This window comes from Chitinophaga eiseniae, from assembly GCF_012641265.1.
GTDB lineage: Bacteria > Bacteroidota > Bacteroidia > Chitinophagales > Chitinophagaceae > Chitinophaga > Chitinophaga eiseniae_A.
The window spans coordinates 1-26,588 of the sequence record NZ_JABAHZ010000007.1; the positions used below are offsets into that span (position 1 = coordinate 1).

Annotated in this window: 21 protein-coding genes and 1 tRNA gene; 9 read left to right on the forward strand and 13 right to left on the reverse strand. The window is 46.5% G+C overall.

Annotation, left to right across the window (positions count from 1 at the left end; translation table 11 throughout):
- A partial coding sequence (locus HGH91_RS31130; RefSeq protein WP_211092412.1) for a hypothetical protein occupies positions 1–233 on the forward strand: 233 nt, incomplete at its 5' end.
- A gap of 141 nt (positions 234–374) precedes the next feature.
- On the opposite strand, the gene HGH91_RS24235 is transcribed toward HGH91_RS31130, so the two are convergent.
- From HGH91_RS24235 to HGH91_RS24245, 3 genes are all read right to left on the reverse strand, one after another.
- A complete protein-coding gene (locus tag HGH91_RS24235; RefSeq protein ID WP_168741500.1) occupies positions 375–1,181 on the reverse strand; it encodes a zeta toxin family protein in 807 nt (268 codons plus the stop codon).
- 365 nt (positions 1,182–1,546) lie between these two features.
- Positions 1,547–1,620: transfer RNA gene (locus HGH91_RS24240), tRNA-Met, on the reverse strand.
- A 122-nt stretch (positions 1,621–1,742) separates the two neighbouring features.
- Positions 1,743–4,262 carry a mechanosensitive ion channel family protein gene (locus tag HGH91_RS24245; RefSeq protein WP_168741501.1) on the reverse strand — a complete coding sequence of 840 codons (2,520 nt, stop codon included), beginning with the start codon at positions 4,260–4,262 and terminating at the stop codon, positions 1,743–1,745.
- A gap of 174 nt (positions 4,263–4,436) precedes the next feature.
- On the opposite strand from HGH91_RS24245, the gene HGH91_RS24250 reads away from it, so the two are divergent.
- Positions 4,437–6,002, forward strand: a complete 1,566-nt coding sequence (locus tag HGH91_RS24250; RefSeq protein WP_168741503.1) for a glycerol-3-phosphate dehydrogenase/oxidase — start codon at positions 4,437–4,439, stop codon at positions 6,000–6,002.
- 52 nt (positions 6,003–6,054) lie between these two features.
- On the opposite strand, the gene HGH91_RS24255 is transcribed toward HGH91_RS24250, so the two are convergent.
- From HGH91_RS24255 to HGH91_RS24270, 4 genes are read right to left on the reverse strand one after another with little or no spacing between them, the layout of a single operon-like run.
- A complete protein-coding gene (locus HGH91_RS24255; RefSeq protein ID WP_168741505.1) occupies positions 6,055–6,645 on the reverse strand; it encodes a nitroreductase in 591 nt (196 codons plus the stop codon).
- A 9-nt stretch (positions 6,646–6,654) separates the two neighbouring features.
- The gene (locus HGH91_RS24260; RefSeq protein ID WP_168741507.1) at positions 6,655–7,095 is read right to left on the reverse strand and encodes an acyl-CoA thioesterase; all 441 of its coding nucleotides are present in this window, start codon (positions 7,093–7,095) and stop codon (positions 6,655–6,657) included.
- A gap of 20 nt (positions 7,096–7,115) precedes the next feature.
- On the reverse strand, positions 7,116–7,700 hold the full coding sequence (rdgB, locus tag HGH91_RS24265; protein ID WP_168741509.1) for an RdgB/HAM1 family non-canonical purine NTP pyrophosphatase: 585 nt from the start codon (positions 7,698–7,700) through the stop codon (positions 7,116–7,118).
- A 20-nt stretch (positions 7,701–7,720) separates the two neighbouring features.
- Positions 7,721–8,218 carry a hypothetical protein gene (locus HGH91_RS24270; protein ID WP_168741510.1) on the reverse strand — a complete coding sequence of 166 codons (498 nt, stop codon included), beginning with the start codon at positions 8,216–8,218 and terminating at the stop codon, positions 7,721–7,723.
- Positions 8,219–8,349: 131 nt separating this feature from the next.
- Here HGH91_RS24270 and HGH91_RS24275 point away from each other — a divergent pair, with 131 nt between their 5' ends.
- From HGH91_RS24275 to rpsG, 3 genes are all read left to right on the forward strand, one after another.
- Positions 8,350–9,450, forward strand: coding sequence for a branched-chain amino acid aminotransferase (locus tag HGH91_RS24275; protein WP_247651836.1), 1,101 nt, complete (start codon positions 8,350–8,352; stop codon positions 9,448–9,450).
- A gap of 286 nt (positions 9,451–9,736) precedes the next feature.
- The gene (gene rpsL / locus HGH91_RS24280) at positions 9,737–10,117 is read left to right on the forward strand and encodes a 30S ribosomal protein S12 (RefSeq protein WP_012789278.1); all 381 of its coding nucleotides are present in this window, start codon (positions 9,737–9,739) and stop codon (positions 10,115–10,117) included.
- Positions 10,118–10,146: 29 nt separating this feature from the next.
- Positions 10,147–10,614, forward strand: coding sequence for a 30S ribosomal protein S7 (gene rpsG, locus HGH91_RS24285; protein WP_168741512.1), 468 nt, complete (start codon positions 10,147–10,149; stop codon positions 10,612–10,614).
- A 146-nt stretch (positions 10,615–10,760) separates the two neighbouring features.
- On the opposite strand, the gene HGH91_RS24290 is transcribed toward rpsG, so the two are convergent.
- The 6 genes from HGH91_RS24290 to HGH91_RS24315 form a co-directional block, all read right to left on the reverse strand.
- Positions 10,761–14,237, reverse strand: a complete 3,477-nt coding sequence (locus HGH91_RS24290) for a hypothetical protein (protein ID WP_211092413.1) — start codon at positions 14,235–14,237, stop codon at positions 10,761–10,763.
- A gap of 12 nt (positions 14,238–14,249) precedes the next feature.
- Positions 14,250–14,687 (reverse strand): hypothetical protein, encoded by a 438-nt coding sequence (locus HGH91_RS24295; protein WP_168741514.1) that lies wholly within the window; start codon positions 14,685–14,687, stop codon positions 14,250–14,252.
- Between the two features lie 188 nt (positions 14,688–14,875).
- Positions 14,876–18,145: a collagen-like protein gene (locus tag HGH91_RS24300; protein ID WP_168741516.1), complete on the reverse strand. Its 3,270-nt coding sequence runs from the start codon at positions 18,143–18,145 to the stop codon at positions 14,876–14,878.
- Between the two features lie 30 nt (positions 18,146–18,175).
- A complete protein-coding gene (locus tag HGH91_RS24305; RefSeq protein WP_168741518.1) occupies positions 18,176–18,607 on the reverse strand; it encodes a hypothetical protein in 432 nt (143 codons plus the stop codon).
- A gap of 45 nt (positions 18,608–18,652) precedes the next feature.
- A complete protein-coding gene (gene porV / locus HGH91_RS24310) occupies positions 18,653–19,831 on the reverse strand; it encodes a type IX secretion system outer membrane channel protein PorV (RefSeq protein WP_168741519.1) in 1,179 nt (392 codons plus the stop codon).
- A 41-nt stretch (positions 19,832–19,872) separates the two neighbouring features.
- The gene (locus tag HGH91_RS24315; RefSeq protein ID WP_168741520.1) at positions 19,873–20,379 is read right to left on the reverse strand and encodes a T9SS type A sorting domain-containing protein; all 507 of its coding nucleotides are present in this window, start codon (positions 20,377–20,379) and stop codon (positions 19,873–19,875) included.
- Positions 20,380–20,826: 447 nt separating this feature from the next.
- Here HGH91_RS24315 and fusA point away from each other — a divergent pair, with 447 nt between their 5' ends.
- The 4 genes from fusA (at position 20,827) to HGH91_RS24335 (ending at position 26,568) form a co-directional block, all read left to right on the forward strand.
- The gene (fusA, locus tag HGH91_RS24320; protein WP_211092414.1) at positions 20,827–22,971 is read left to right on the forward strand and encodes an elongation factor G; all 2,145 of its coding nucleotides are present in this window, start codon (positions 20,827–20,829) and stop codon (positions 22,969–22,971) included.
- 586 nt (positions 22,972–23,557) lie between these two features.
- Positions 23,558–24,742: a glycosyltransferase family 87 protein gene (locus HGH91_RS24325; RefSeq protein WP_168741521.1), complete on the forward strand. Its 1,185-nt coding sequence runs from the start codon at positions 23,558–23,560 to the stop codon at positions 24,740–24,742.
- 1 nt (position 24,743) lies between these two features.
- A complete protein-coding gene (locus HGH91_RS24330; RefSeq protein ID WP_168741522.1) occupies positions 24,744–25,775 on the forward strand; it encodes a glycosyltransferase family 2 protein in 1,032 nt (343 codons plus the stop codon).
- A 10-nt stretch (positions 25,776–25,785) separates the two neighbouring features.
- Positions 25,786–26,568, forward strand: a complete 783-nt coding sequence (locus tag HGH91_RS24335) for a DUF3473 domain-containing protein (RefSeq protein WP_168741523.1) — start codon at positions 25,786–25,788, stop codon at positions 26,566–26,568.
- Positions 26,569–26,588 lie beyond the last annotated feature (20 nt).

Below are 26,588 nucleotides of genomic sequence, written 5' to 3' on the forward strand. Positions count from 1 at the left end.
TGGCAGGACACCACTACATACTTTTGAAGAAACGTTACATTTGGCAAAAGAAAAGCAGCTGGATGATCTACCTCCAGCTGCCTAAAAATTTATCCTACTGTCGGATCAAATCGGAGCTTTTACATATTAGCTATTTTAAAGAGATAGCGATTATCTACTTTGGATATAAGCTTTGGTGGAAGCAATCATTAAGTCGATTTCATTTGCTTCCTCCTTTTGTATATAAGAAATAACTCTGCTATATTTTTCGATTGCTATACGCTCTGGGCTTTTTTTTCTAAATCTTAACTTGAATGCTTTTCTAGTATTGTCATTCGAACGCCCTCTATTACTTTTACTTATTTTATACATCAGAAATTTATTAAGTGTTAAGGCTAATAAAAACGATCATTACTTTTCTCATACAAGGCTGCTGGGTTATCTCCTTGCAAATCAATACATTTAGGATGGTCTGACAGGTTTACTTCAGTGCTGACTGCCCCAAATGTACTGAAAAATTGTTTCCCCTTTTCTTTTATTATGTAATAAGTTAATAATGGATCGTTCCCTACTTGGTCAAATACATAACCAAGAGGTACATATCTTTTAGTGTTGTTGAATCTGCGTAATGCCCTTATTGTTGCATCTCTTCTTCTTAGGGAAATCAATGTTAAATGAATTTCATAACCTGTTTTGGCTAAAAAATCTGCCATCTTAATTATGCTACCGGGGTCTTGTCCTACTTTGGGAATAACAAGATTGTAGCCGTTGTCTAAAGCCAACTCATAAACTGATTTAATATTTTGTGGATTATTGTCACTAAATCCAAATAAGATGCGATTCGATTCTTCTTGTACCAATGTAGCTCCACAGTCATAATCAAACTCTGGTAGCTTTCTTTTCGCATAATCAGAATCTAAGATAATTGCACCATGGTGTTCGGATATGTTATTAGCAATCGTAGATTTACCAGAAGCTGGCGGGCCAATTAAAATAAAGGCTTTTTTTTCATTTTTTATTCCTGATATAGGTAGTGAGCCACCACTACCTAGTATTGTATCATCATCATTTTCTAATCTCGGTAGTGTAAATAATTCATTGATTATTTCTTTACGTAAGCTCCATCTAGGAATATCATCTTTGTAGTTTCTATCTCTGTGTTTAGTACTGATAAGCGTATTCTCATCTTCTCGAAAATCCATTAACATTTTCTCACTAGTGACAATTTTTCTAATTATTTTGGGCGTATCCTTAATGTAGTCAAATTGAAGAACCTTTACAAGAAAATGCTCGACAAGATCTTCATCTCTTAGTAACCGAGAGTAATTGAACTCATAACGTTAGACGGATTTGTTGTAAATGGGTGGGAATATATATAGATACAAATATGTACCTAATAAATTAATCAAAAAAATAATTGTGAAGCTACCTAATAGCTTGCGTAGGTTAAATCCAATTTTCCGTATAGTCAGATCCTCTTAAATCTTCAGCTTCTAAATTTCACCTAAGAAGAAGGTGTGTAAAACAAAAAGGCTTTCAAGCACCTGCTTAAAAGCCTTTTTCCTTGTAGCGAGATCGGGAGTTGAACCCGAGACCTTTGGGTTATGAATCCAACGCTCTAACCACCTGAGCTACCTCGCCATATTCCTTTTTGACCCGCTGTAACTACCATCTGTAGCGACTGCTGACCCAAAACGGGAGTGCAAAGATAACGGCTTAAAAATGAAAATTCAAAATGTATTCCCGTTTTTTTAGAATTTTTTTTAAACAACTTCATCTGTACCCGGCTTTTCCCACTTTTTCATCAGCAGCTCATCAATAGACCTAATATGCAGATCCCGCTGTGGGTAAGGCAATTCGATGCCGGCGTTATTCAGGGCTGTATAAATCGTGGCAAGCACCTCGCTCATCGCCGTACCCGCGTTATCCAGGTCGCCCACCCAGAAGTACACCCGGAAGTTGACGGCATTATCGCCAAATTCGATCAGCTGAACTACCGGCGCCGGCAGGGTCAGCACATCTTTACGATCAGTGAAGGCGGATTTAATAATATCGGTTACCTGCTTTACATCGCTGCCATAGCCTACCCCAATCAGGAACGTAACGCGACGGGTGCGGTTGGTGCGGGTCCAGTTGATCAGCTGTTGAGAAATGAGGTCTCCATTGGGAATAATGACTTCGGAGCCGTCAGGGGCGTTGATTTTACTGGAACGGATGCCTATTTCCTTTACGGTGCCTGAACGGGAGCCGACTTCAATCACATCGCCCACTTCGATAGGCTTCTCGAAAGCCAGGATGATGCCGGATACCAGGTTGTTGACAACATTTTGCAAGCCAAAGCCAATACCAACGCCCAGGGCGCCAATAACAATGGTTAATTTATCCATGGGAATGCCGGAGGCAGCAAAAGCCAGTAGTACACCTCCCGCCAACACCGCCAAACGCAGGAGCAATAAGGCGGAGCCGAATTTGTTTTTTTTACCACTGGTGGTTTGCCCGGTGCTGCCAAACATATAGGCAATCAACTGTGAAGCCACGGTAGATACCCATATCACCAGTATGAAGATAATAATGCTGCTGAAAGTAAAGTCGGAATTACCTATCTGGTGCGGCGATGACAGGAAATCGGAAATGCTTTCATGAATGGCGTCATACAGGTAAAGATTGCGGGCAATGATGATCAGCCAACCTACGACGGCTAATATGGCCAGGAAGGTTTTCGACTTCCGTTGTACATCCTGGTAGTCCATAAATGAGATGAAGGTGCTGGAATCTTTGTTTGCCTCTACCTGCAGGTACACCGCTTCCATCAATATTTTCACCAGGGTAAATAAGCTAAGAGCCATAACGGTGTTAACAATAGCACTGGAACCCATGATCTTTGCGGTGCCCACCCTGGCCAGTATCACCAGCACCAGCGAAAAAATACTGGTGGCGATAAACAGCTTTACTACCGGTCGTATAAATCGGGAAGGGGCAAAAGTGCTCAGCGCCGTCTCTTTTAACAGCCGGTAACCTAATACGGTGGAGAAAATAGCGCCTGCCAGCAACCCCCATTGTTCAGCGTAGGTCACCTCTATCAATAAGTTGTTCAGGCAATACAGGAACAACAATCCTATCATTAGTAGCCAGGTCCGGAATAAGGTGGGAGATAACAGCCGGCGGAAAATAAACGTTAGCGCGATAGCATTCAGCAGCCAGGTGATTTCGGTAAATAGGATAGGGTAGCGGATAGATAATACAGCAGATAACGTAGTCACCAGTACAACGGTACAGGCTATCGGAAAACGATACAGGTATTGTGTATGCTGTAAAATCGTTTCGCCTTCTTCTTCGGTATGATTTTGTTTTATACGCCGGATGTTGTGGTATACCCACCAGGTAAACAATACCGCCAAAAGCAGCCACACAAAAAATACCGGCCATTGTATGGTGAAAAATATACCCATCACCTTACCACTCTTATGCAGGGAGCTTTTCAATACCGGGAAGAAATCCAGGGGATTAATGCTATCCCGGTGTGGTCGCCACAAGTAGCGGTAGTCGCGTGCAAACATGTTGGCGGAATGCTGCTCCAGCCGGTAGTCCATGTCTTCATATAGGTTAGACACTTCTATATAGCGGTTGGCCACTTTATTCTGTAATAGCCCTATCCTGATCAGGTTAACCTTGTTGGCACTGTCTACCGCATGAAATTTAAGGATCAGGTTAGTGATCTGACCAAGATAAAAACCATACAATTCATTTTCTGCCGGAATGTTACGCATAGCGGAATCCCGCCGCAGTGAATAGATAGTATCATTAATGCCTACCAGTTTATCATAATAGGAAAAGAGGGTCGACTGCCAGGAGTCCAGCTTGCGTTGCAGCTGTTCCAGCATTACTTTATTGGTATAGATATCGTTGATGTTGGGAGTGCGGCCCAGGCTGGCGATATTATATTTTATCAGTGCCAGGGAAGTGTCTGTCATGGGCAGTCCGTTGCTGATGCCTACGGTGTCAAATCCACGCCGGAGGGAACTCATTACCTCGTTCAGCATCAGCGTGTAATCTTCAATGCGATTGATCAATATGGCAACAGAAGTATCGGATTTTTTGATACGGTTGCTATCCTTTGCGAGGGCGGCAATATTTTTCCGGATAGTGGCGCTGTCGATGGTTACCATGTGAATGGTATCCACTTTTGCCTTTTGTTTTTTACGCTGCGCCTGGGCGTGAAAACTACCGCCGGTAATAATAGATAGAATAATAATGGGCAACAGCCATGTAGCTTTGGTAAACATATAAACAGGTGTCTGTAAAAAGTAGATGCTTATGTTGGAACATTTTTTATGCCCAATTGTTGCTGAATTTAAAACTTTTAGCCGGCCTGGCGGTTAAGTTTTCCGGAATCCGGTTGCTCATTCGCTATTTCCGCTGTAATTTGTAAGTCATTGCCAGACCATGAAAATTAGTTTATGAACAGAGAAATGCTCGTAAATGCCCTACGGAAAGACCTTCAGCCCTGGGATATAATTGTAATAGGCGGTGGCGCTACTGGCCTGGGGGCCGCCCTGGAAGCCGTAACAAGAGGTTATCGCACCTTGCTGCTCGAACAGGTGGATTTTGCCAAATCCACTTCCAGCAAAAGTACGAAGCTGGTGCATGGAGGAGTGCGTTACCTCGCGCAGGGCAATGTATCATTGGTAAGGGAAGCCAGTGTGGAACGTGGCCGCCTGGTGGCTAATGCGCCACACCTGGTACGTAACCTGGCGTTTGTAATTCCTACTTTTAATTTTTGGGAGAATATTAAATACACGATCGGCCTCAAAATGTACGATTGGCTCGCCGGGCGGCTCAGTCTCGGTAAGTCGGTACATATATCCAAATCGGCTACGCTCGAACGCTTGTCTACGTTGAAAAAAGATAACCTGGCAGGAGGGGTGCTCTATCACGATGGTCAGTTCGACGATAGCCGCCTGGCGATCAATCTCGCCCAAACTATCTCCGATAAAGGAGGTACGGTGCTTAATTACATGCGGGTGACCAGCCTCACCAAAGATGGAAGCGGCAATATCAATGGAGTAACGGTGAAGGATACACTGGAAGGAGGAGAGGAGATCCATCTGAATACCCGGGCAGTTATTAACGCTACCGGCGTGTTTGCCGATGATATTCTGGAGATGGATAACCCACGGGCCCCAAAATCTATTGCGGCCAGCCAGGGCGTGCACCTGGTCCTCGACAGCGATTTCCTGCCCGGGCATAACGCCCTCATGATCCCCGCTACCAGCGATGGACGGGTATTATTTGTAGTGCCATGGCATAATAAAGTGGTAGTGGGTACCACTGATACGCCTATCAATCACATTAGTCTCGAACCAAGGGCACTGGAAAAGGAAATTGCTTTTATCCTTAGCACTGCCGGACAATACCTCGCCAAACCGCCGCAACGCTCCGATGTACGCAGCGTGTGGGCTGGACTTCGCCCGCTGGCCGCTGCCAAAGCTGAAGGACATAAAACCAAAGAAATTTCCCGCAGCCATAAGATCATGGTCGCTAAATCCGGCCTGGTTACTATTATTGGCGGAAAGTGGACTACCTACCGCCGCATGGCGGAAGATGTGATACAACAACTGGAAGAAGCCTTTCGCTGGAAACAAACGTCTTCTGTTACCCACGAACTCCGTATCCATGGCGCTACTCATAATGTTAACTGGAACGATCCCTGGTATTTCTATGGCAGCGACGTGTTACATATCCACCAGATGGTAGCCCGCGAACCTGACCTGCAGGAAGAACTAAGCCGCGAATATCATATTATAAAAGCCCAGGTGATATGGGCCGTGAGAGAGGAAATGGCCCGCAACATCGAAGATTTTCTGGCCCGCCGTACCCGCCTCCTCTTGCTGGATGCAAAGGAAGCAATGCGTATAGCCCCTGCCGTAGCAAGGATCATGGCAGAAGAACTGCATAAAGACGAACATTGGGTAGCCACCCAGATCGCCAGCTTCGAAGCAGAAGCCAAAGGATATCAATTGTAGTGGCATAAAAATCAGGGCCTTTGTACTAAACAAAGGCCCTGCTAATTTATACTTACATCCATTTGAATTTCTGTTCAAAAGGTTTTATCCTTCTGCCTGGTATCACAGGTTCATCTGTATATCCCATATAAAAGAATCCCAGTACCTGGTCATCATCTCCTAAACCCAGGTAATCCTGCATAGCAGGGTGGTAGGTCATCCCGCCAGATCCCCAGTAAGCGGCTATATTCAAGGCAGTAGCTCCCAGCCAGATGTTTTCCACGGCGCAAGACACGGCAGCAATTTCTTCTATCGCCGGAATCTTAGGATTATTACCTCTTTTCATACAAATAGCCAGGATATGAGAGGCCAGATTCCCCTGGTTTTTCAACTTCTCATAATTGCCGGTAATGTATTTATCGGCCGGTGTATATTGCTTGTATAGATCGGCATGGTCGGCGCAAAATTGTTGTACTTTATCGCCGCTGTACACCAAAAAATACCAGGGCTCTGTATGACCATGGGTAGGCGCCCAGTCGGCCAGCTGTAATAATTGCTGCACGGTTTCATCGGCTATTTTCCGGCCGTTCATGCTGGTTGGTTTCACCGTACGACGGGCCGTAATAACCTGCTCTATGGTGTTAACTGAAGTAATAGTATCCATATAATATGTTTATTTACCGGCTTCCAGGCGTGTTTTCATGTCTGGTGCCAGTTTCGCTATTTTACGTTGATGATAATCAAAGCAGATCATGCCAGTCTTAGCCTCGGCAATGGTAATCGTTTGTGCGTTACGTTGAGCTGTGATACGGTAAAATAACTCAAAGCCGAAGGCATTGAATTCTCCGGCGGCTACAGACACCTCAAACACATCCCCATGAAATGCTTCGCCTTTATAGGCTACTGCTACATCGGCCATAATAAGACCAGCGCCCGCTTCTTTGTCGAGCTCTTTGTAACCCAAACTTTCCAGGAACCTGATCCTGGCTTCATGCATAATCGAAAGTATCGCATCATTACCTACATGGCCGCCATAGTTAACATCCTGTATCCGTACGGGTATCGCTATACTAAAAGGAAATGCTGCCGGTAAATCTATCTTAATCCTTGCCATTATATTTTTTTAGGTAGATGCTAAACGTTTGCTGTTTGTTTCAGGAAGGCTACAAATTTTTGGAAGGCCCTGGCCCGGTGACTGTACTGGTTCTTTTCACCCAGTTCCATTTCCGCAAAGGCACGGGTTTCTCCTTCAGGCACAAAAATAGGGTCATACCCAAAACCTTCACCGCCCTGGGAGGCATTGGTAATATGGCCTTTGCTGACGCCCTCAAATTGGTATTCTTTCCCATCCAATATCAGGGAAATAACGGTACGGAATTGAGCGCTGCGGTCGGTTTTACCTTCCATTTCCTTTAGCACTCTCACGATATTGTCCGCCGCCTCTTTTTGCTCGCCGGCATACCGGGCAGATAAAACACCTGGTGCGCCATCCAGGGCATTGATTTCCAGTCCGGTGTCTTCTGCAAAACAATTTTCTCCCGTCATCCGGTGAATGGTAGCCGATTTTTCGGTGGCGTTAGCCTCCAGGGTGTCATGTGGTTCCGGGATGTCTATGTCTATACCAGCTTCCAGCAGAGTGATAATCTCAAACTGGTCTCCCAGCAGCGACCGGAATTCCTTTACCTTATTTTGATTGTTGGTAGCAAATATCAATTTCATCTTGTTGTATTGTAAATAAATTAAATATTTAATAATTGTTTCAATCCTGCCCAAAGCCGGGCTTTTAATAACTTGTCGCTTCCAATCAGCGTCAATTCATCGGAAAATAACATCGTGGTATCATTTACGGTCACCAGTTGATATAAGGGAATATCGTTAAATCCTAACTGTTCCGGTGCAATCCCAAATACAACGCCCCGCGTTATCTTCACGGCAGCTTTCCAGTCAGGAAAGGCCAGGGAAGGATGGTGCGAGACATTCAAAAGGGATACATCCTGCATACTCAGTTTACAGGCATTTAATATATTGGTAAGGAGGTTGAATAATTCTTCGTTTAAGTACGCTTCGTTTTCGTTTTGTATGAAGAGCGCAATGTTTTTTTGATTTTCTCCTAAATATTTGACTTTGGGCACCACTTTTTCTTCGGCGGCAACCGGCATGCTTTTCCCGGGAATGATCGGCTGGGTAAAGATCTTAGCCAAAAAGTACGGATCAAGATCAAGCTGCTCAAGTGGCATATTTATTATTATTTAATTTAATATTAAAAACCCCTCTGGGGAAAAATCAGTTTATTTGCACTGCCGGGCCCTCAGGCTACCAGCGACACAACGATTAAAGTGTAAAAATATTGAGATAAAATTGATTAACCATGATGGTAGATAAATCAACAGTTAAGGAAGAGGCACTACAGAAGATCAAAGTCACCAAAACTACGAAAAGCAGGTTGAGTGAAGTAGATTTTAATAACCTGGCATTTGGTAAAATGTATGCCGACCATATGCTGGTGGCCGATTTTGATGGTAAAGAATGGAAAAATGCGGCTATCCTGCCTTTCCAAAACCTGTCTGTAAGTCCTTCTAATGCCGCCTGGCATTACGGGCAAGCAATTTTTGAAGGAATTAAAGCCTATAAAGATCCCCAGGGTTCCCCGATGATCTTCCGGCCTTATGATAACTACAAGCGCTTTAATACCTCCGCAGAAAGAATGGGTATGCCGGAAGTACCGGAATGGCTCTTCATTGGCGGCCTCGATCTCCTGATTGATATGGACCGCGACTGGGTACCTACCGGTAAAGGTTGTTCGCTCTACCTTCGCCCGTTCATGATTGCAGCGGATGAATTTATCGGCGTACGTCCTTCAGATACCTACAAATTTGTGGTGATTAACTCTCCCTCAGGAGCCTATTTCAATAAACCTATCAAGCTGTTGGTACAGGACAAATACGTACGGGCGTTCCCGGGTGGCGTTGGCTTTGCTAAAGCAGCAGGTAACTATGGTGGTACCATGTATCCTACCATGCAGGCCCGGAAACAAGGGTACGACCAGATTTTATGGGTAGATGGATATGAACACAAATACCTCCAGGAATGCGGTACTATGAACGTGTTTGCCATTATCGGCAATACGGCCATTACGCCCGACCTTACCCAGGGTACCATCCTGGAAGGAGTAACCCGGGCCAGTGTCATGGATATCCTCAGAGATATGGGCCTCCAGGTGGAAGAAAGACCCATTTCGATCGACGAGGTAGTAACCGCTTATAAAAATGGTACCCTGAGAGAAGTGTTCGGCACCGGTACCGCTTCCAGCGTGGCCTATGTAGAGCAGCTCGATTACCTGGGTACCCATATTAAACTGGATACTTCCAAATATGATATCGGGGCTGAAGTGATCCAGCGCCTGGACGATATCCGTACAGGCCGGACTGCCGATACGCGTCATTGGAATTATATAATAGATAAGAAATAAGAGCTTTATATATTAATATATAGATAAAAATAGGGCTGATAAAAAGGCCCTATTTTTTTATGGTAGTTTCTTCGAGAAAACATACCTTTGCAGTCCGGTTTTTGGTAATCCTGAGCTCCTACCAAAATAATTAAGACCACTCCCTGTATACAGGTGATCATCCCGGCAAAAATATTTTCGAAACAATTTTGTTATTCACACATATAGTTTTACCTTTGCCGTCCCAAAATCCCTTTCTGGGGAATTTGGATGTCATTGTAAACCGACATAAAAAACTAGGTAAAGAATGCCTACTATACAACAATTAGTAAGAAAAGGAAGAGAAATTATCCGGGCTAAGTCTAAGTCCAGGGCATTAGATAGCTGCCCTCAGCGCCGTGGCGTTTGTACTCGTGTATACACTACCACGCCTAAGAAACCGAACTCCGCTCTGCGTAAAGTAGCGAAAGTGCGTTTAACCAACAAAGTTGAGGTGATTGCCTATATCCCTGGTGAAGGTCACAACTTGCAGGAGCACTCTATCGTACTGATCCGTGGTGGAAGGGTAAAAGATTTACCAGGTGTTCGTTACCACATCGTTCGCGGTTCCCTGGATACTGCTGGTGTGAAAGACAGAAAGCAGAGCCGTTCCAAATATGGTACTAAGAAGGAAAAGGCTAAAAAATAACAATTATAAATAGTCGTAATTTTCAATAAATGAGAAAGCAAGCTGCAAAAAAATTGCCTCTGGCTCCAGATCCAAGGTTCAATGACAAGCTGGTAACCCGCTTTGTTAATAACGTAATGGAACAAGGAAAAAAGAGCATTGCCTATAAAATTTTCTACGATGCTGTGGATAAGGTAAGCCAGATGACCGGCGAAAACGGTTACGAGGTTTGGAGAAAAGCATTGACAAACGTTACTCCTGGTGTTGAAGTTAGAAGCCGTCGTATCGGTGGTGCTACTTTCCAGATTCCTGCTGAAGTTCGCCCTGATAGAAAAATATCACTGAGCATCAAATGGTTAGTACGCTACGCCGGTGAAAGAAACGGAAAGAGCATGGCCGACAAGCTGGCTAACGAAATCGTAGCAGCAAGCAAAGGTGAAGGCGCAGCATTCAAGAAGAAGGAAGATACTCACCGTATGGCAGAAGCGAATAAAGCTTTCTCTCACTTCAGAATCTAGTTATAGCCTGCAAAGGCAACTCAATATATTTGGCAAACAGTTCCTTCGGAGCTGTTTGCCTTTTTATGTTTGGTCCCCCCTAAAATAGCAATAAAAAACAGGCACCGGAGATCCGATGCCTGTCACGATTATACTTTTTGCGTGCGCTATTTTACATTTACATATACTTTGATCTTACCTTCCTCCCCATCAAATTCCTGCAACGCTTTACCGATTACCTGGCCTGTTTTCACTTTATCCATATCTGCTTTCATTGCATAGCCTTGTTTGTGTGAGGTTACAAGCATATCGCCGCGGTGAATTGGTCCATTTTCATTACACACCTTTGTTGGAATCACACCTACCACTCCCAGCGGGATCTTTGCCGTTTCGGTAGTATCTACCGCAGCTTCTGTCATCAGTACACCAGGTTTCGTAGCATATACGCCTATTACGAGTGAAGAATAGGCCTCTGTTGATTTCTCTACGGTACGGTCAGCACTGATCGCAATCACCATCACATCCCCAGGTTCATAAGCCGCTCTTTCCCCGGTTACATCAAATGCTTCGGCTACGTCTGCTCCACCCACCTGGGAGCCCCCATCAAAAAAGCCCCTGCCGGTACGGTCAATACGCGCCATATTAAAGCCTCCCGTTTGATATATCGCCAGATCCCCGCTTGTTCCTGAATGGTTCACTACAAAGGCAGATCCCTGCCCATTGTTAACTACCTGGAGCGCAATGCCGAAGCCGGTTGAACTGCTGTGTTCAAAATAACCTCCATATCCACCTGTGCCGGAAGCAATGCCATATACACCAGCTGTACCGTTATTACCAAATATACTGTTTACCTCTCCACGTACACCGGCTCCAACACCAGTAGTGTTGTTTATAAAGAAATTGCCGGCATTTCCCAACGAGTGATCTGCTATCACGCCAGGCCCGATACTGGTTACCTGTAAGGTGTTATCAGTGTTGGTATTGTTTGAGGTTTGAATCAGTGCCGCATTACCACTGGGGCCACTATGATCCAGTATCGTGGCAGTACCCTGCCCCAGGCTTGTAACGTATAGTGCATGTCCAAATCCGGTGGTGTTGCTATGTTCAAAATAACCGCCATATCCCCCGGTTCCGGAGGCTACCCCGTATATGCCTGCAGTGCCGGCATTGCCAAATAAACTGTTTACCTCTCCCCGCACTGCCGCAGCAACAGCAGTGGTGTTGTTTGCGAAGAAGTTGGCAACATTACCCTTGCTATTATCGGGAATATTCCCCGGGCCTGTGGAGGTTACCTGGATGGTATTATCGGCACTGTTGGTATTGTTTGTATTTTGAACAAATACAGCGCTGCCACTAGGGCCACTTTGGGTGACTGTCATGCCATTTCCTTGTCCCTTGTTGATTACAGCCAGCGCATTCCCAAAACCTGTAGTGCTGGAATGTTCAAAATAACCGCCATAACCACCGGTACCAGAAGCCACACCATATACACCCGCCGTACCATTATTCCCAAAAATACTGTTAACTTCTCCACGTACACCAGCGCCAACGCCATTGGCATTATTGGCAAAGAAGTTCGCCGCATTTCCCTGCGAATGGTCTGCTATAACTCCCTGGCCCGTACTTACCGCCTCCAGTACATTGTGGGTATCTGCGGTGTTAAGATTTTCAAAGAATCCTGCCCGGCCAGTGCCTCCGCCTATGCCTGCCCGTCCCAAGACGCCAATGGCATTACCACTGACATCGGTAGTGGCAAATCCATAAACGCCATAACCGACTCCGTCATTTCTTCCCACTACAGCGCCAGTGGCCGTTCCAATACTTTTAGTACGACCAGTTACAGCTTCACCGCCGGCAGTATTGTCTCCCAGCACGCCGGCGCCACTTATGGTAGCAGTAGCTCCATATACACCGCTGCCTCCGGAGCTGTTTCCTACTACAGCATTATTGGAGCCTGTTGTACTGCCGTTAACGGCCACGCCGTTTCCGGTGGTACTGGCCTGCAATACAGTGGAATTATTCGCATTGTTGCTGATTAGAAAGGATCCAGCTATACCTGTGTTGCTGATAGCGGTCAACCCAGTGCCGGAACTACTGTTGGCATATACGCCAATACCTGCACCAGTGGCGTTGCCATATACGCCGATTCCCGTAGGAGTGCTGCCATATACGCCCCATCCACTTCCATTCTGCGATCCCCATACACCTATACCAAGACCGCTGGTGCCGTTATTGATGCCTCTCACGGCGGTGGAAAAGCCACCTGGAGAAGTGGACGAAACAATTCCCCTCAGTGCGGCAATACTGGCACTGGTACTATTACTAACGCCTTCCAGTATTGTACCATCGCCTTGATTGGTAATGGAAAACACTGTGCCCGGCAAATTCACAGTATTGGCATAAGGAAGTGCAAAGGGCGCTCCGGCTGTTGCCGGCGTCCATTTGGTTCCGTCATATTGCAATACTTGTCCGCTTAAAGGAGCCACGGTATTAACAGCTATTCCCTGTAATCTGGCTACTCCGGGATTGGGATAAGTTCCTTGTAAGTCGCCGCCTGCCGGACCGTTGGGCGGTAACGTAGTGGGAATGACGCCAGCGGCAATTTTCGCCGCAGTCACCTTGCCATTACCGATAAGAGGATTGGGGTAGTTGCCCGTTAGGTCGCCACCCGCAGGTGAAGCAGTGATGCTTCCCGGAGGACCTTGAGGTCCCTGTGGTCCTGCAGGCCCGATTGGGCCAACCGGTCCGGTAGTGCCTGTCGGTCCAATAGGCCCCGCTGGCCCTACGGCTCCTGTAGCACCTGCGGTACCCACCGGTCCTGCAGGTCCCTGCAATCCCTGAGGTCCTGTTAATCCTATCGGTCCTGCGGGTCCGGTAGCACCTGTAAGACCAATCGGCCCTGCTGGCCCCACTGCCCCGGTTGCGCCTACGGGCCCGGCAGGTCCCTGCAATCCTATGGGCCCCACTGGGCCTATAGGTCCTGTAGCTCCTTGCGGCCCCACATTGCCGGGATCTCCTTTAAGCCCCTGTGGCCCCATGGCACCGGTTACGCCAACAGGCCCTGCGGGCCCGGTGGCACCCTGTGGCCCTACATTGCCGGGATCCCCTTTAAGCCCCTGTGGTCCCACCGGCCCCGTTACCCCTGTGGGGCCCGCTACGCCCGGATCTCCCTTCGGACCTTGTACTCCCGCTACACCAGGGTCACCTTTAGGTCCTTGCGGCCCTGCCGGCCCCGGCGCGCTGTTTGCCGCATAAATAGCAAAGGGCACACTCATTAATTGTGAAGTACCCAGTTCTGTAAAATTATTTCCACCAGAAGATACCTCTACCCGTAAATACTGATTGGCCTGGGCCCAGGGAACACCGGCAAAGGTGCCGGATACAACATCGCCTTTACCAATTTGCGCAGTAAAAAGCCCTACCTGGTTGGTAGTCACATCCTGCGTTTCCTGGTATTGCACGTTTCCAGAGGCAGATCCTCCTAAAATGGTAAACCTGATTTTTAGCGCCTGAGCGGGGAGGGTAGTCCCATTCATATTCCTGGCTACCGCCTGGTAGTTGATGCCTTGTAATCCGCTCTGAGCGCGTAGTTGCAGCAATGTGGGAAACAAGGCGATGATGGTTAAAAATATAATTCGTTTCATAAGGGGTCTGTTTTAGTTTTTTGCCTCTCTTTTGATAACAGAGGTTTTGGGGGGCTGTACAATCGTGTTGGGAGGAGTACCTTGCTGCGTGGTGAATGGTACAGCTGGTACAATCACTTTTATATCGGATTTAGCGGGAAGCTCCTGAGCAGAAGGGCCTTTGGTGCTTTCTGATATTCGCCCGGCCGGCCGGTTGATATGAGTAGAACTAGTACCCACACTACCGCCTTCTTTTACAGGTATTTTGACATCTGATATGGATGTCACCGATAGGTGATTACCTGTAGGAGATGCGTTAGCGCCACCCCCTTTAATAGGTACTTTGTTGTTATCCAGGGATGCCCGGTTCAGTTGCCCGGTAGGACTACCTTGTTTAATAGGCACTTTCCCGGTTTGTGCTTGTGCTATGGCTGCCATAAACAGACAAAGCACTGTGTAGAATAGTTTCATTTGAAGCTGTTTTATTTAATAGAAGAAAGAGTAAATAATAGCTTTTGGGGTTTGATGAGATGGACAACCCCAACAACTGCCTACGCCCCGGCTAACGATTCTAATGCCTGTTTATAACACAATGCTTTATATAAATAGAAGGCAGGCCCCTCTTTCAGGATGCCTGCCAGTACAGAAGAAAATTCAATTTATTTTACGTTTACCAGTACCTTAATCTTTCCTGTTTCACCGCTAAATTCCTGTAAAGCTTTACCAATCACCTGTCCGGGTTTCAGTTTATCCACATCGGCTTTCATAGCATATCCGTCTTTACTGGAGGTGACCAATAAATCGCCCCGGCTGATATTGCCATTTTCGTTACATACTTTGGTGGGAATAACGCCAATAACCCCCATGGGTACTTCACTGTTATTATCCTCGTCTATATCTTTTTCGGTCAACAGCACCCCTGGCTTGGTGGCGTATACACCTGCTACCAGGCTGGAATAGGGCTCGGATGATTTTTCTACCATGCGGTCGGCATTGGTAGCAATAATGAGTACATCTCCGGGTTCATAAGCCTCCCGCATACCTGCAACTGCAAAGGATTCTGCTACGTCAGCTCCGGCGTTTTGAGTACCACCGTTAAAGAAGCCCCGGCCTGCCTTGTTAATACGTGCAACGTTACCTCCTGCGCTCTGGAAAACAGCCAGATTGCCAGAGGCACCGGTGTGGTTTATCAGCATAGCACTACCGGTTCCCGCATTGGTTATCTGTACAGTATTCTGGCCGTTGCCAGTATTGAAATTGGCAAACCTGGCAGCTCTACCAGTTCCGAAGTTCGGAGTAAAGGCATAGATGGCACTACCACCTCCATCACAGGAAGATTCCACCCCATTGCCATTTCCACCAGCATTGGCCTTAATACCCTCGCCATTTCCTTGGGTCAGGGCCAGTATTGCGGGCCCATTACCCGCAGGATTGGAAGAGTGGAATAACCCCGCATAGCCCCCGGTACCCGAGGATACGCCATATACACCGGCGGTACCGAAATTGGCAAATATGGAATTTACCTCTCCCTTCACAGCAGGTGAGGTACCGGTAGTCCTGTCTACAAGGAAGTTACCTGCCGTGCCATTACCAACGGTTTTCACGGTAATAACATCGCTGGTGTTGCTCTCATTGAAAATTTCGAACCTGCCTGCCCTGCCTGTGGCAAAGGAGGGGACCCAGGCGTACAGCGCATTACCTGCACCATCTATATTTGTTTCCACACCATTTCCGTCTTTGCCGGCATTTGCAGTAATGGCATTACCATTACCATCTGTCAAAGCTACCAGCGACGCACCATTACCCGCCGGGTTGGAAGCATAGAACAGGCCCGCACGTCCACCGGTACCGGAGGAAATACCGAATACGCCGGCAGCGCCGAAGTTGCCAAACTGTGTATTTACCTCAGCTCTCACGGCAGCGCCTACACTGTTGATATTATCCAGTTTAAAAGAGGCCGCGTTCCCCAACGTATTATCCGGAATGTTACCCTTACCATTGGAGGCAACTTCCAATGTGTTGGCAGCTATATTGTCAGCATTAAAATTCTCAAAACGCCCAGCCCTTCCACTACTGTTGTTTAAACCTACCTGGCCATACACACCAATACCAGTACCAGTGGTATTAGTGGCAATAAAGCCTCTCACGCCATACCCGCCGCCGTCATTGCGCCCAACTACCGCTCCGGCAATATCAGAAGTGGTACGGCCTACTACCGCCTCTCCTGCCCCATTATTATCCCCTACAACACCGGCCGATGTCTGGGCACTGGTAATTCCGTGTACCCCGAAGCCGGCGCCTGTAGAGCTTATAATCCCCGCGCCATTGCCGGTAGTGGTAACATTTATCACGCTACCATTTCCCACAGTCGAGGCATTCAGTACACTATTGTTGTTGGCATTGTTAAAGATCGAGATCGAAGCCGGAATACCATTCACGCTGGTGGCAGTCAAACCCGTACCCGAGTTACTATTGGCATATACGCCTGTGCCATTCGCGCTTGAATTTCCATAAACGCCAAGGCCATTTGGCGTAACACCATATACGCCCCATCCGCTTCCATTTTGTGACCCCCATGTACCGATACCCAGACCACCGGTGCCATTGTTAATGCCTCGCACAGCAGCAGAAAAACCGCCGGGCGCAGTAGAATTGATAATTCCCCTTACAGCTGCAATACTGGAAGTGGTGGTGTTATTCGCTCCCTCAATGGAGGTACCATCACCATCATTGGTAATGCTGAATAGCGTAGAGGCATTATTTTCCACGGTGATGAATGGCAAGGAAAAGCCACCCCCGGCAACACTTGCTGCCCATTGCGCGCCGTCATATCTTAAAATTTGTCCCGCTAACGGGGCAGTGGTGCTAACCGGTTTTCCCTGTAAGGCATTTACAGTCGGATTGGGATAGTTGCCGCTGAGGTCTCCTCCCGCTGCACCGTTGATAGGTCCCACCGGCCCCTGTGGTCCTGCCGGTCCTGCTGCGCCTACCGCACCTGCTGGTCCAATTGGCCCTACTGGTCCAGCTATTCCCGGATCTCCTTTAGCTCCCTGTGGTCCCACGGCGCCAGCAGGTCCCATTGGCCCTATCGGTCCGGCTATTCCCGGATCTCCTTTAGCACCCTGTGGTCCCACGGCGCCAGCAGGTCCCATTGGCCCTATCGGTCCGGCTATTCCCGGATCTCCTTTAGCACCCTGTGGTCCCACGGCGCCAGCAGGTCCAATTGGCCCTACTGGTCCAGCTATTCCCGGATCTCCTTTAGCACCCTGTGGTCCCACGGCGCCAGCGGGTCCTATCGGTCCTACCGGCCCCGCTATACCTGGATCTCCCTTAGCTCCCTGTGGTCCTACAGCCCCCGTTGGCCCTACAGCCCCAACAGGTCCAATGGGTCCCACTGGTCCCGCTATTCCCGGATCTCCCTTTACGCCTTGTGGTCCTATGGCTCCCGCAGGTCCTACCGGTCCCGTAGGTCCTGTGGGCCCAGGATCGCCTTTGGCGCCTTGTGGCCCCACCGGCCCGGGAGTACTGTTAGCCGCAAAAAGAGCATAGGGGACGCTCATTAACTGGGAAGTGCCTAGCTCGCTAAAATTGGCGCCATTCATAGATACTTCCACTTTTAAATATTGATTGGCATCAGCCCAGGGAACAGTACTATAAGTGCCTGTGACCGGCGTGCCCTTACCGATTTGTAAAGTGAACAATCCTACATTATTGGTGGTAGTGGTATGGGTTTCCTGGTATTGCACCGGTCCGGCTGCGGAGCCACCCAGGATAGAAAAACGTACTGTCAATGATTGATTGCTAAGTGCGGTGCCATTCACATTGCGGGCTACAGCCTGGTAGTTGGTACCTGTAAGCCCACTCTGGGCCGAAACAAACTGAAAGGACGCTATTAACAGTACAAGAGTCAGGTAACATATCTTTTTCATAATAAAGATTTTGTAGTAGTAACAGTACGTTTAGTGTTTTTTTACGGGAGTTGCTCTTACTGGATTTGTGATTTCCCTGGCTTCGCCCTGGCTGGGGATAGTTACTTTAGCCGGTTGAACCGGATTGGCTTGTTTCACCCGGTCGGCCGATTCCTTTGAAGAGGCCTCCGAAGGCAATGTTGCCGCTTTTTTGAGAACGGTAGGGGCAGCATTTGGCCGGGTAGTAGCAGGTTGATAATTGGTAAATAACCGCTTTTTGGTAGGGGTAGATATTACCGTACGGTCAGGCGTGGAAGTACCAGATCTGGCATTCATATCACTAATATCTTTTCGCAGCGTAGGAAACAGTACATCAATAGATCTCCCGGTACGGCCACTGGTGTTCTCTGGTTTCTCTTGTCCATATACATATGGTAATAAGCCCGTGGTAAGTAGAATAGAAAGTATGATAAGTGATTTCATATATGGATGTGTTGTAAATATTGAAAAAGTATTGATGGCTATAGTTTATTGCTCAGAAGTCTCGTGCCGGGATCTGCCGATATTGTATACCAGCGAAAACTTCAGGGTTCTTTTTTGCACCAGGCTTTCCCCCACAGGCATCAGGTAAGCGATATCAAGTTCCAGGTTGGAAACCCGTAAACCCAGACCTGAAGAGAAATGCTGCCGGTAACCTTTATTGGGATGTTCGTAGAAATATCCGGCACGTACAAAAAAAGCCTGCCGGTAAGCATATTCTATACCTGAGCCAATGGTGAATTCCCGTAGTTCTTCGTGAAAGCCGCCAGGAGCATCGCCAAACGAGGAAAACATGGCATCTACCACTCCCCGGTTAGGATCTTTACCTTTTAAAATCTGGTCGGTTTCTATACCGTTGGAATCCAGCGCATAGAGTGGGGGAGTAGGGACCAGCAACTTATTGATATCTACCGACACAGTAAATTCATGATCCTGGGTATGCACAAACGTATAGCCGCCACCGATACGCAGGTTCATCGGCAAAAAGCTCTTACGGTTGTTATCATCGGAGTACTGGAGCTTGGTACCGATATTGGTAATACTCACGCCGAAAGAGTACCGGTTGCCAAAGTCCAGCTTATCCACACTGTTCTGGTAATAATAGCTGATATCGCCAGCTACGCCGGATGCGGGCTTCTGCTGTATGCTGTTGTAGGTGCCCTGGCCCAGCTGACTCCTGATATACCGTATACTCAGTGCCAGCGACATATGTTGCCCTAGCTTCCGGGCATAGGCGGCATCAATGGCAAATTCTTTGGGGTTGTAATCCTGCATTACAGTACCGTTATCATCCCGGAAGGTCACTGATCCATAGTTGAAATATTTCATAGATACGCCCAACCCTTCAGTGCCGTTAAATGTCTTATAACCGGATACATAGGCCATATTAGACCGGTTATTATTCAGTTCCCACATCCAGGGCGAATAGCAGGCGCTGACTCCCCAGTCTCCCGCAAACATAATTTTGGCGGCATTGGAAAACAGCGAGTTGGCGTCCGGGCTTAACCCGGTACAGGCATCGCCCACACCGCCACTTCTGGCATCCGGGTTCACCAACAGGAAACTGGCGCCTACATTGGGCGGCCTTTGGGTAGTTTTTTGTGCTGATAAACGGATACCAGTTGCCAGTATACTTGTGAAAAGCATAATTGTATAACTGTATTTCATAACAACATTGGTTAAGTAGTGATAAAGTGCAACGCAGTAACTTATTGCACAATGAGTTTTTCAAATGAAACCTGCCCGCTTACATTTATTACCACGGTATAGATACCTGCAGCAAAGTGGTTTACAGGCAATACCACTGTATTCCTGCCTCCCCCTAGTTCCAGGTATTGATGGTAAATGGTTTGACCCGCCGGATTAATCAGTTCAAGGGTAATGTTTGCATTCGAAAGCAGGTCAAATTGGATCTTGGTGGTGGTGACTGCAGGATTGGGAAACAGGATATAACTCTTCAGAGGATTGGTACCTTGTGGCAGTTTGGGAAAGTCTTCCGGTTGCTGGAAACCCTGTGTCAATAATAATTTCCCGTTGGTAATCGGTTGCACGGCAACCTCTCCCACGGTATAGGAAATCATCATTTTCGGCGTAGCGCCCGACGTACCGCCGGTGGCTACTACCTGCCGGTGCAGGATAATCTGGGCTTTGGTTGACAGGCAAAGACATGTCAGTAAAAACAATGCAGTGGCGCATCTGAGTGCAAGTGTTCTCATATGAGGTTGTTAATCAATAAACAAGGGGTGGAAATTCGGCTACAATGCAGGGGTAATCATCTTATGTGGATATCGTCATGCACGGTAGGTAAAGTTTTTCTCATGATTAATATGATTTTAAAACAATGCTGAATATATTCATCCGATTTGATGCTATATGGTTCTTCTCGATGTTGGGGCTCAACTAATCTAACTACCACTAAATTGAACGAATTAAAACAATTGGAAAATGATGATTTAAATTTTGGTTGTATTTGAAAAAAAAATGGTAGATAAAGACTTAAAACTGGTTTTGGGGAAACTATTCATTTTTAATAATCTTAATGTGTTTTGACGCCTGTGGTCGCCAAAAAGAAATAACAATTTGGAAAAACTCCGCGTTTTATTTATTGTTAAAAATAAATTACCTTTGCCCCCCAAATTGCATTATTTAGTCATTTTAATATTATGGCAGACTTAAAATTTCAAAGGAACTTTGGTATTGCGGCGCACATTGATGCGGGTAAAACCACTACCACAGAACGTATCCTGTATTATACAGGTAAATCCCACAAAATTGGAGAGGTGCACGAGGGTGCTGCTACAATGGACTGGATGGCACAGGAGCAGGAAAGAGGTATTACCATCACATCTGCGGCAACCACTTGTTTTTGGAATTTTCCAACCTTACAAGGTAAAGCCTTACCTGATACCAAACAATATAAATTCAATATCATCGATACTCCAGGTCACGTGGACTTTACCGTAGAGGTAGAACGTTCCCTGCGTGTACTGGACGGTCTGGTGGCATTATTCTGCGCTGTATCCGGTGTTGAACCTCAGTCTGAAACCGTTTGGCGCCAGGCTAACCGCTACCGTGTACCCCGTATCGGTTTCGTTAATAAAATGGACCGTTCTGGTGCTGACTTCCTGAACGTGGTAAAACAGGTAAAAGAAATGCTGGGTGCTAACCCCGTTCCTTTGACCCTGCCAATCGGTGCGGAAGATTCCTTCAAAGGCGTAGTTGACCTGATTACCATGAAAGGTATCATCTGGGACGAAGAAGGAAAAGGTGCTACTTACCAGGAAATTCCTATTCCTGAAGATATGGTGGCAGAAGCTGAAGAATGGAGAGCTAAACTCGTAGAAGCAGTTGCTGAATATGATGACACCCTGATGGAGAAATTCTTCGAAGATCCTAACTCTATCTCCGAAGCTGAAATCCACGAAGCGATCCGTAAAGCTACCATCGATATCGCTATCATTCCTATGATGTGCGGTTCCTCTTTCAAAAACAAAGGTGTACAGAAGATGCTGGATGCGGTTTGCCGCTACCTGCCTTCTCCAATGGATGTGGAAGCAGTAAAAGGTACTGATCCGGACAGCGGTGAGGAAATCGAGCGTAAACCAGATGCGAAAGAACCACTGTCTGCCCTGGCGTTCAAAATCGCAACCGATCCTTTCGTAGGTCGTCTGGCGTTCTTCCGGGTTTATTCCGGTCACCTGGATGCAGGTTCTTATGTACTGAACACCCGTACCGGTAAAAACGAACGTATCAGCCGTATCATGCAGATGCACGCTAACAAGCAGAATCCGATCGATTTCATCGAAGCTGGTGATATCGGTGCTGCTGTTGGTTTTAAAGATATCAAAACCGGGGATACCCTGTGTGATGAAAAATCACCAATTATCCTGGAATCTATGACTTTCCCAGAACCAGTTATCAGCATCGCTATTGAGCCTAAAACTCAGGCAGACGTTGATAAAATGGGTATGGCCCTCGCTAAACTGGTAGAAGAAGATCCTACCCTGAAAGCTAAAACTGACGAAGAAACCGGCCAAACCGTATTGAGCGGTATGGGTGAGCTTCACCTGGAAATCATCGTTGACCGTATGCGTCGCGAGTTCAAGGTAGAAGTTAACCAGGGTGCTCCTCAAGTAGCTTACAAAGAAGCCCTGACTACCAAAGTTGAACACCGTGAGGTATTCAAGAAACAAACCGGTGGTCGTGGTAAATTTGCTGATATCCAGATTGAAATCGGACCTGCTGACGCAGAATGGCTGAAAGAAAACGAAGGTAAATCCTTACAGTTCATCAATGATATCTTTGGTGGTGCGATCCCTAAAGAGTTCATCCCTGCTGTACAGAAAGGCTTCGAACAATCTCTCAACCAGGGTGTTCTCGCTAACTTCCCGCTGACAAGCTTAAGAGTTCGTCTGTTTGATGGTTCTTTCCACCAGGTGGATTCCGATGCAATGTCATTCGAGTTGTGTGCTAAACAAGCCTTCCGTGAAGCTGCCCGCAAAGCAAAACCAGTATTGCTGGAGCCAATCATGAAAGTGGAAGTTCAAACTCCAGATCAATACATGGGTGATGTTACAGGTGACCTGAACCGTCGTCGTGGTATGCTGGAAGGTATGGACGCCAAAAACGGTGTTCAGGTAATCAAAGCTAAAGTGCCACTGAGCGAAATGTTCGGTTACGTAACTCAGCTGCGTTCCCTGTCTTCCGGCCGCGCAAGCTCCATCATGGAGTTCTCCCACTATGCTCCAGCTCCAAACAACGTAGCTGAAGAAGTGATCGCTAAAGTAAAAGGTAAAGTAAACGCTTAATCTAGCTTTTTATACCCAAGGGGTTGTTCCGTACCAACGGAACAACCCTTTTTTTTGCTCCGAACTGACATGAACATGCTATTGTCAGGAAAAGAATATTCGATATTTTCGGTGGTAATAATAACCTACAACTGAAATTTACTTTTTGCCAGCTGCCATGGGTCCTGTTTTACGGGACCTTTTTTTATGTAAAGTCGATAATTTGATAGAGGGGAACCCGTTTTTTTACGTCAATATTTGTAGACATAAACTAGCTAAGCCTTTATTTTACTGATAGCCAACTGATAACAGGTTTAACAACGTGAATTATTAGAAAATACCTCCTGCAACTGTTTAAAACAAAGAACCAGGATACCCTGGTTCCTGGCCTGGATGAGATACTGCCCTGCCGAAATCCGATCAGGAAGCCTTGGGGCAGTATCAATGGTCTGTTAGCACTGTAGTAACTAACAACACAATAAGGTATTGGGCAAGCTGGCTATCAAATGATGATTTTACGAAATACCTGTAATTGTATTTATTGAGATGTATAATCCTATGCTAATCAATAAATATAATAGGATGGAGATTTAATAAGCCGAGATTTATGAATTTTTTGTTTGCGGAGTTCAAGGGGTCTAAAAAATGGAGCATTTCACTACCTGTGTTGCTGTGGTTTGCACTGGCTTTTATCGCAGGCCTGGCTGAATATCTGCACCAATCATTCAATAATTATCTCATTTTCAAACAGGTTTTCTGGCATACCCTCGAACGGAAAAACCTCTACCTCGAATATCCATCCGAATATTTTGATGTCAATCACTACGGCCCGGTATTTAGCCTCATCATCGCTCCTTTTGCCGTTTTGCCAGATGCGCTGGGAGTAATATGCTGGACCCTGGCCAATGCCGCGGTGTTATGGCTGGCGATTAAAAAGCTGCCACTCACCCAGCAAAATTTCCTGATCGTATTACTCATCAGTGTGGTAGATATGATGACAGCCAGTCATAATGTTCAGTTTAACACCATGACGGCTGCCTTTATAATTTTTGCATTTGTATTGGTAGAAGAGGAGAGGGATATCTGGGCTACTTTTTTCATAGCCCTGGGCTTCCTGACAAAATTATATGGCATCGCCGCCATCGTTTTTTTCCTGTTTTCAAAACACCAGGTAAAATTCGTTGGATATCTTATCATGTGGATGATCCTATTGTTTTGTCTGCCAATGGTAATCTCCTCGCCCGCATTTATTATTCAGTCGTATGCTGACTGGTATCATGCGCTCAGCGACAAAGTAATCCAGAATATAAGCGGGCTCAGCGCCAGTAATATGCAGGATATCTCCGTAATGGGAATGGTTAGGCGCACTTTTCAGACAACCAGTTTTAAAGATTTATATGTGCTGATACCGGCGGTAATCATTTTTGGACTGCCTTTATTACGCACATCGCAGTATAAAAGCTTATGCTATCGCATGCGCTACCTGGCACTGACATTGATTGCCGTTGTGATATTCAGCAACTCAGCAGAATCCGCCACCTACGTAATTGCGATGGTAGGAGTAGGTATCTGGTATGTTTTACAGGAGAAAAAGACAGCATGGGTAAATGCCGTTCTGGTATTAGCCATCGTGCTTACCAGCCTGTCAACAACAGATCTTTTTCCCCAGTATGTGAAAGTACATTTAATACGGGCTTATGCCTTGAAAGCATTGCCCTGCCTGATAGTATGGCTGTTGCTGATTAAAGAAGCAGCAGCTGGTAAATTCGACGATCATAAAATTTGTGTATAAGATGAAAAAGCTAGTTTCCATCGTTGTACCGGTTTATAACGAACAAGAGAATGTAATACGCCTCAATGATGCACTGCAGCGGGTATTTGAACCATTGCCGTATAACTTTAATGTCATATTCGTAGACGATGGTAGCAGTGATGCTACCCTGGATAACCTAAAAAGGCTTTCCCTCGTGTATGACAACATCCGTTTTATTTCTTTCTCCAGGAATTTCGGTCACCAGGCTGCCCTCAAGGCAGGACTGGATATGGCCGATGGCGACTGTGTGATCAGCATGGATGGAGATATGCAACATCCACCGGCACTCATCCCACTTTTAATCGAGAAATGGGAAGCTGGTTATGAAGTCGTTTATACCATCAGGAAGGAAGACCCTACGCAACCTTACATGAAGAGGAAAACTTCCAACCTGTTCTATTCCGTGATGAACCGGCTGTCTGATATTAAAATAGAAAAAGGAGCTGCCGATTTTCGTTTACTCGATAGGGTAGTGGTAAACGTACTGCGTAACATGCAGGAAAATGACCTTTTCTTCCGGGGATTGGTGAAATGGACCGGCTATAAGCAATTAGGCATAGAATACGTCCCAGAGCAACGCTCTTCCGGGGAATCTAAATATACCTATAAAAAAATGATTGCGCTGGCAGTGCGCGGCTTTACTTCCTTTAGTACCCGCCCCCTGTATGCCGCTACCTACCTTGGATTTGCATTTGCATTGCTTTCTTCCTTATACGTACCTTACGTCATTTTTAGCCTGGTATTCGAGCATCCTATTTCCGGCTGGGCATCGATTATCGTTACCATCGCTTTCTTTGGAGGACTGCAGTTAATGATACTGGGTATTATAGGGCTATATCTCGGCAAACTGTTTTCTCAAAGTAAACAGCGCCCTGTTTACCTCGTAAGGGAAAGTAATGTGATGAAAGATGGCAGCCTGTTGAGAGAAAATTACCTGATCGAACAAAATAGCATTGTAAAGGAAAGATATATTATAAAAGATAACAAACTGGTTAGGGAGAAAGCATTGTAAAGGACAGGATATGAGTACGGAACGTTTTGTATTATTGAGCTTTGACGTAGAAGAATTTGATATGCCCCTGGAATACCAGCAGCCTATCGAAATGGCCGATCAAATGCGTGTCGGACATGAAGGACTGGTAGTTACCATGAACATTGTGAATAATGCCGGGGCGACCAGTACTTTTTTTACCACCGCCAATTTCGCGCAAACATTTCCTACAGACATTAAGGAGATAGCTGGCAAACACGAAATAGCCTCCCACACTTTTTATCATTCTTCCTTTTCTGTACCTGATCTGCTCGAAAGCAAACGTTGCCTGGAGCATATCACCCAACAACCGGTATATGGTCTGCGTATGCCCCGCATGCGCCATGTCGAAATGAGCGACGTGAAAGCGGCTGGTTATCTGTACGATTCCTCCATCAATCCCACCTGGATTCCCGGACGATATAACTATCGCTCAAAGCCCCGTACTGTTTACACGGAAAACGATATGTTGCGGGTACCTGCCGCTGTGAGTCCTAACCTGCGAATTCCCTTGTTCTGGCTGGCATTTAAGAATTACCCCTACGCACTATTTAAACGTCTCGCTATCCAAACCCTGAAAAAGGATGGCTATTTATGTCTCTATTTCCATCCCTGGGAATTTGTTGATCTGAAAGATTATAACATTCCTGCCTATACAAAAAGACACGCCGGGCCGGTATTGCAGGACAGAATAAGTAAGCTGTTGAAAGATCTCTCCGCTGAAGGATCGTTTATTACTATGCATAACTACCTGGAAAGAAAGAACTTTTACTAGCACCGCCTAATATTTGGATG

Bases quoted from the DNA above. Each gene is read 5' to 3' on its own strand.
- HGH91_RS24235 (WP_168741500.1), bottom strand. From the start codon at position 1,181: ATGGATTTTCGAGAAGATGAGAATACGCTTATCAGTACTAAACACAGA.
- HGH91_RS24245 (WP_168741501.1), bottom strand. From the start codon at position 4,262: ATGTTTACCAAAGCTACATGGCTGTTGCCCATTATTATTCTATCTATT.
- HGH91_RS24250 (WP_168741503.1), top strand. From the start codon at position 4,437: ATGAACAGAGAAATGCTCGTAAATGCCCTACGGAAAGACCTTCAGCCC.
- HGH91_RS24255 (WP_168741505.1), bottom strand. From the start codon at position 6,645: ATGGATACTATTACTTCAGTTAACACCATAGAGCAGGTTATTACGGCC.
- HGH91_RS24260 (WP_168741507.1), bottom strand. From the start codon at position 7,095: ATGGCAAGGATTAAGATAGATTTACCGGCAGCATTTCCTTTTAGTATA.
- rdgB (WP_168741509.1), bottom strand. From the start codon at position 7,700: ATGAAATTGATATTTGCTACCAACAATCAAAATAAGGTAAAGGAATTC.
- HGH91_RS24270 (WP_168741510.1), bottom strand. From the start codon at position 8,218: ATGCCACTTGAGCAGCTTGATCTTGATCCGTACTTTTTGGCTAAGATC.
- HGH91_RS24275 (WP_247651836.1), top strand. From the start codon at position 8,350: ATGATGGTAGATAAATCAACAGTTAAGGAAGAGGCACTACAGAAGATC.
- rpsL (WP_012789278.1), top strand. From the start codon at position 9,737: ATGCCTACTATACAACAATTAGTAAGAAAAGGAAGAGAAATTATCCGG.
- rpsG (WP_168741512.1), top strand. From the start codon at position 10,147: ATGAGAAAGCAAGCTGCAAAAAAATTGCCTCTGGCTCCAGATCCAAGG.
- HGH91_RS24290 (WP_211092413.1), bottom strand. From the start codon at position 14,237: ATGAAACGAATTATATTTTTAACCATCATCGCCTTGTTTCCCACATTG.
- HGH91_RS24295 (WP_168741514.1), bottom strand. From the start codon at position 14,687: ATGAAACTATTCTACACAGTGCTTTGTCTGTTTATGGCAGCCATAGCA.
- HGH91_RS24300 (WP_168741516.1), bottom strand. From the start codon at position 18,145: ATGAAAAAGATATGTTACCTGACTCTTGTACTGTTAATAGCGTCCTTT.
- HGH91_RS24305 (WP_168741518.1), bottom strand. From the start codon at position 18,607: ATGAAATCACTTATCATACTTTCTATTCTACTTACCACGGGCTTATTA.
- porV (WP_168741519.1), bottom strand. From the start codon at position 19,831: ATGAAATACAGTTATACAATTATGCTTTTCACAAGTATACTGGCAACT.
- HGH91_RS24315 (WP_168741520.1), bottom strand. From the start codon at position 20,379: ATGAGAACACTTGCACTCAGATGCGCCACTGCATTGTTTTTACTGACA.
- fusA (WP_211092414.1), top strand. From the start codon at position 20,827: ATGGCAGACTTAAAATTTCAAAGGAACTTTGGTATTGCGGCGCACATT.
- HGH91_RS24325 (WP_168741521.1), top strand. From the start codon at position 23,558: ATGAATTTTTTGTTTGCGGAGTTCAAGGGGTCTAAAAAATGGAGCATT.
- HGH91_RS24330 (WP_168741522.1), top strand. From the start codon at position 24,744: ATGAAAAAGCTAGTTTCCATCGTTGTACCGGTTTATAACGAACAAGAG.
- HGH91_RS24335 (WP_168741523.1), top strand. From the start codon at position 25,786: ATGAGTACGGAACGTTTTGTATTATTGAGCTTTGACGTAGAAGAATTT.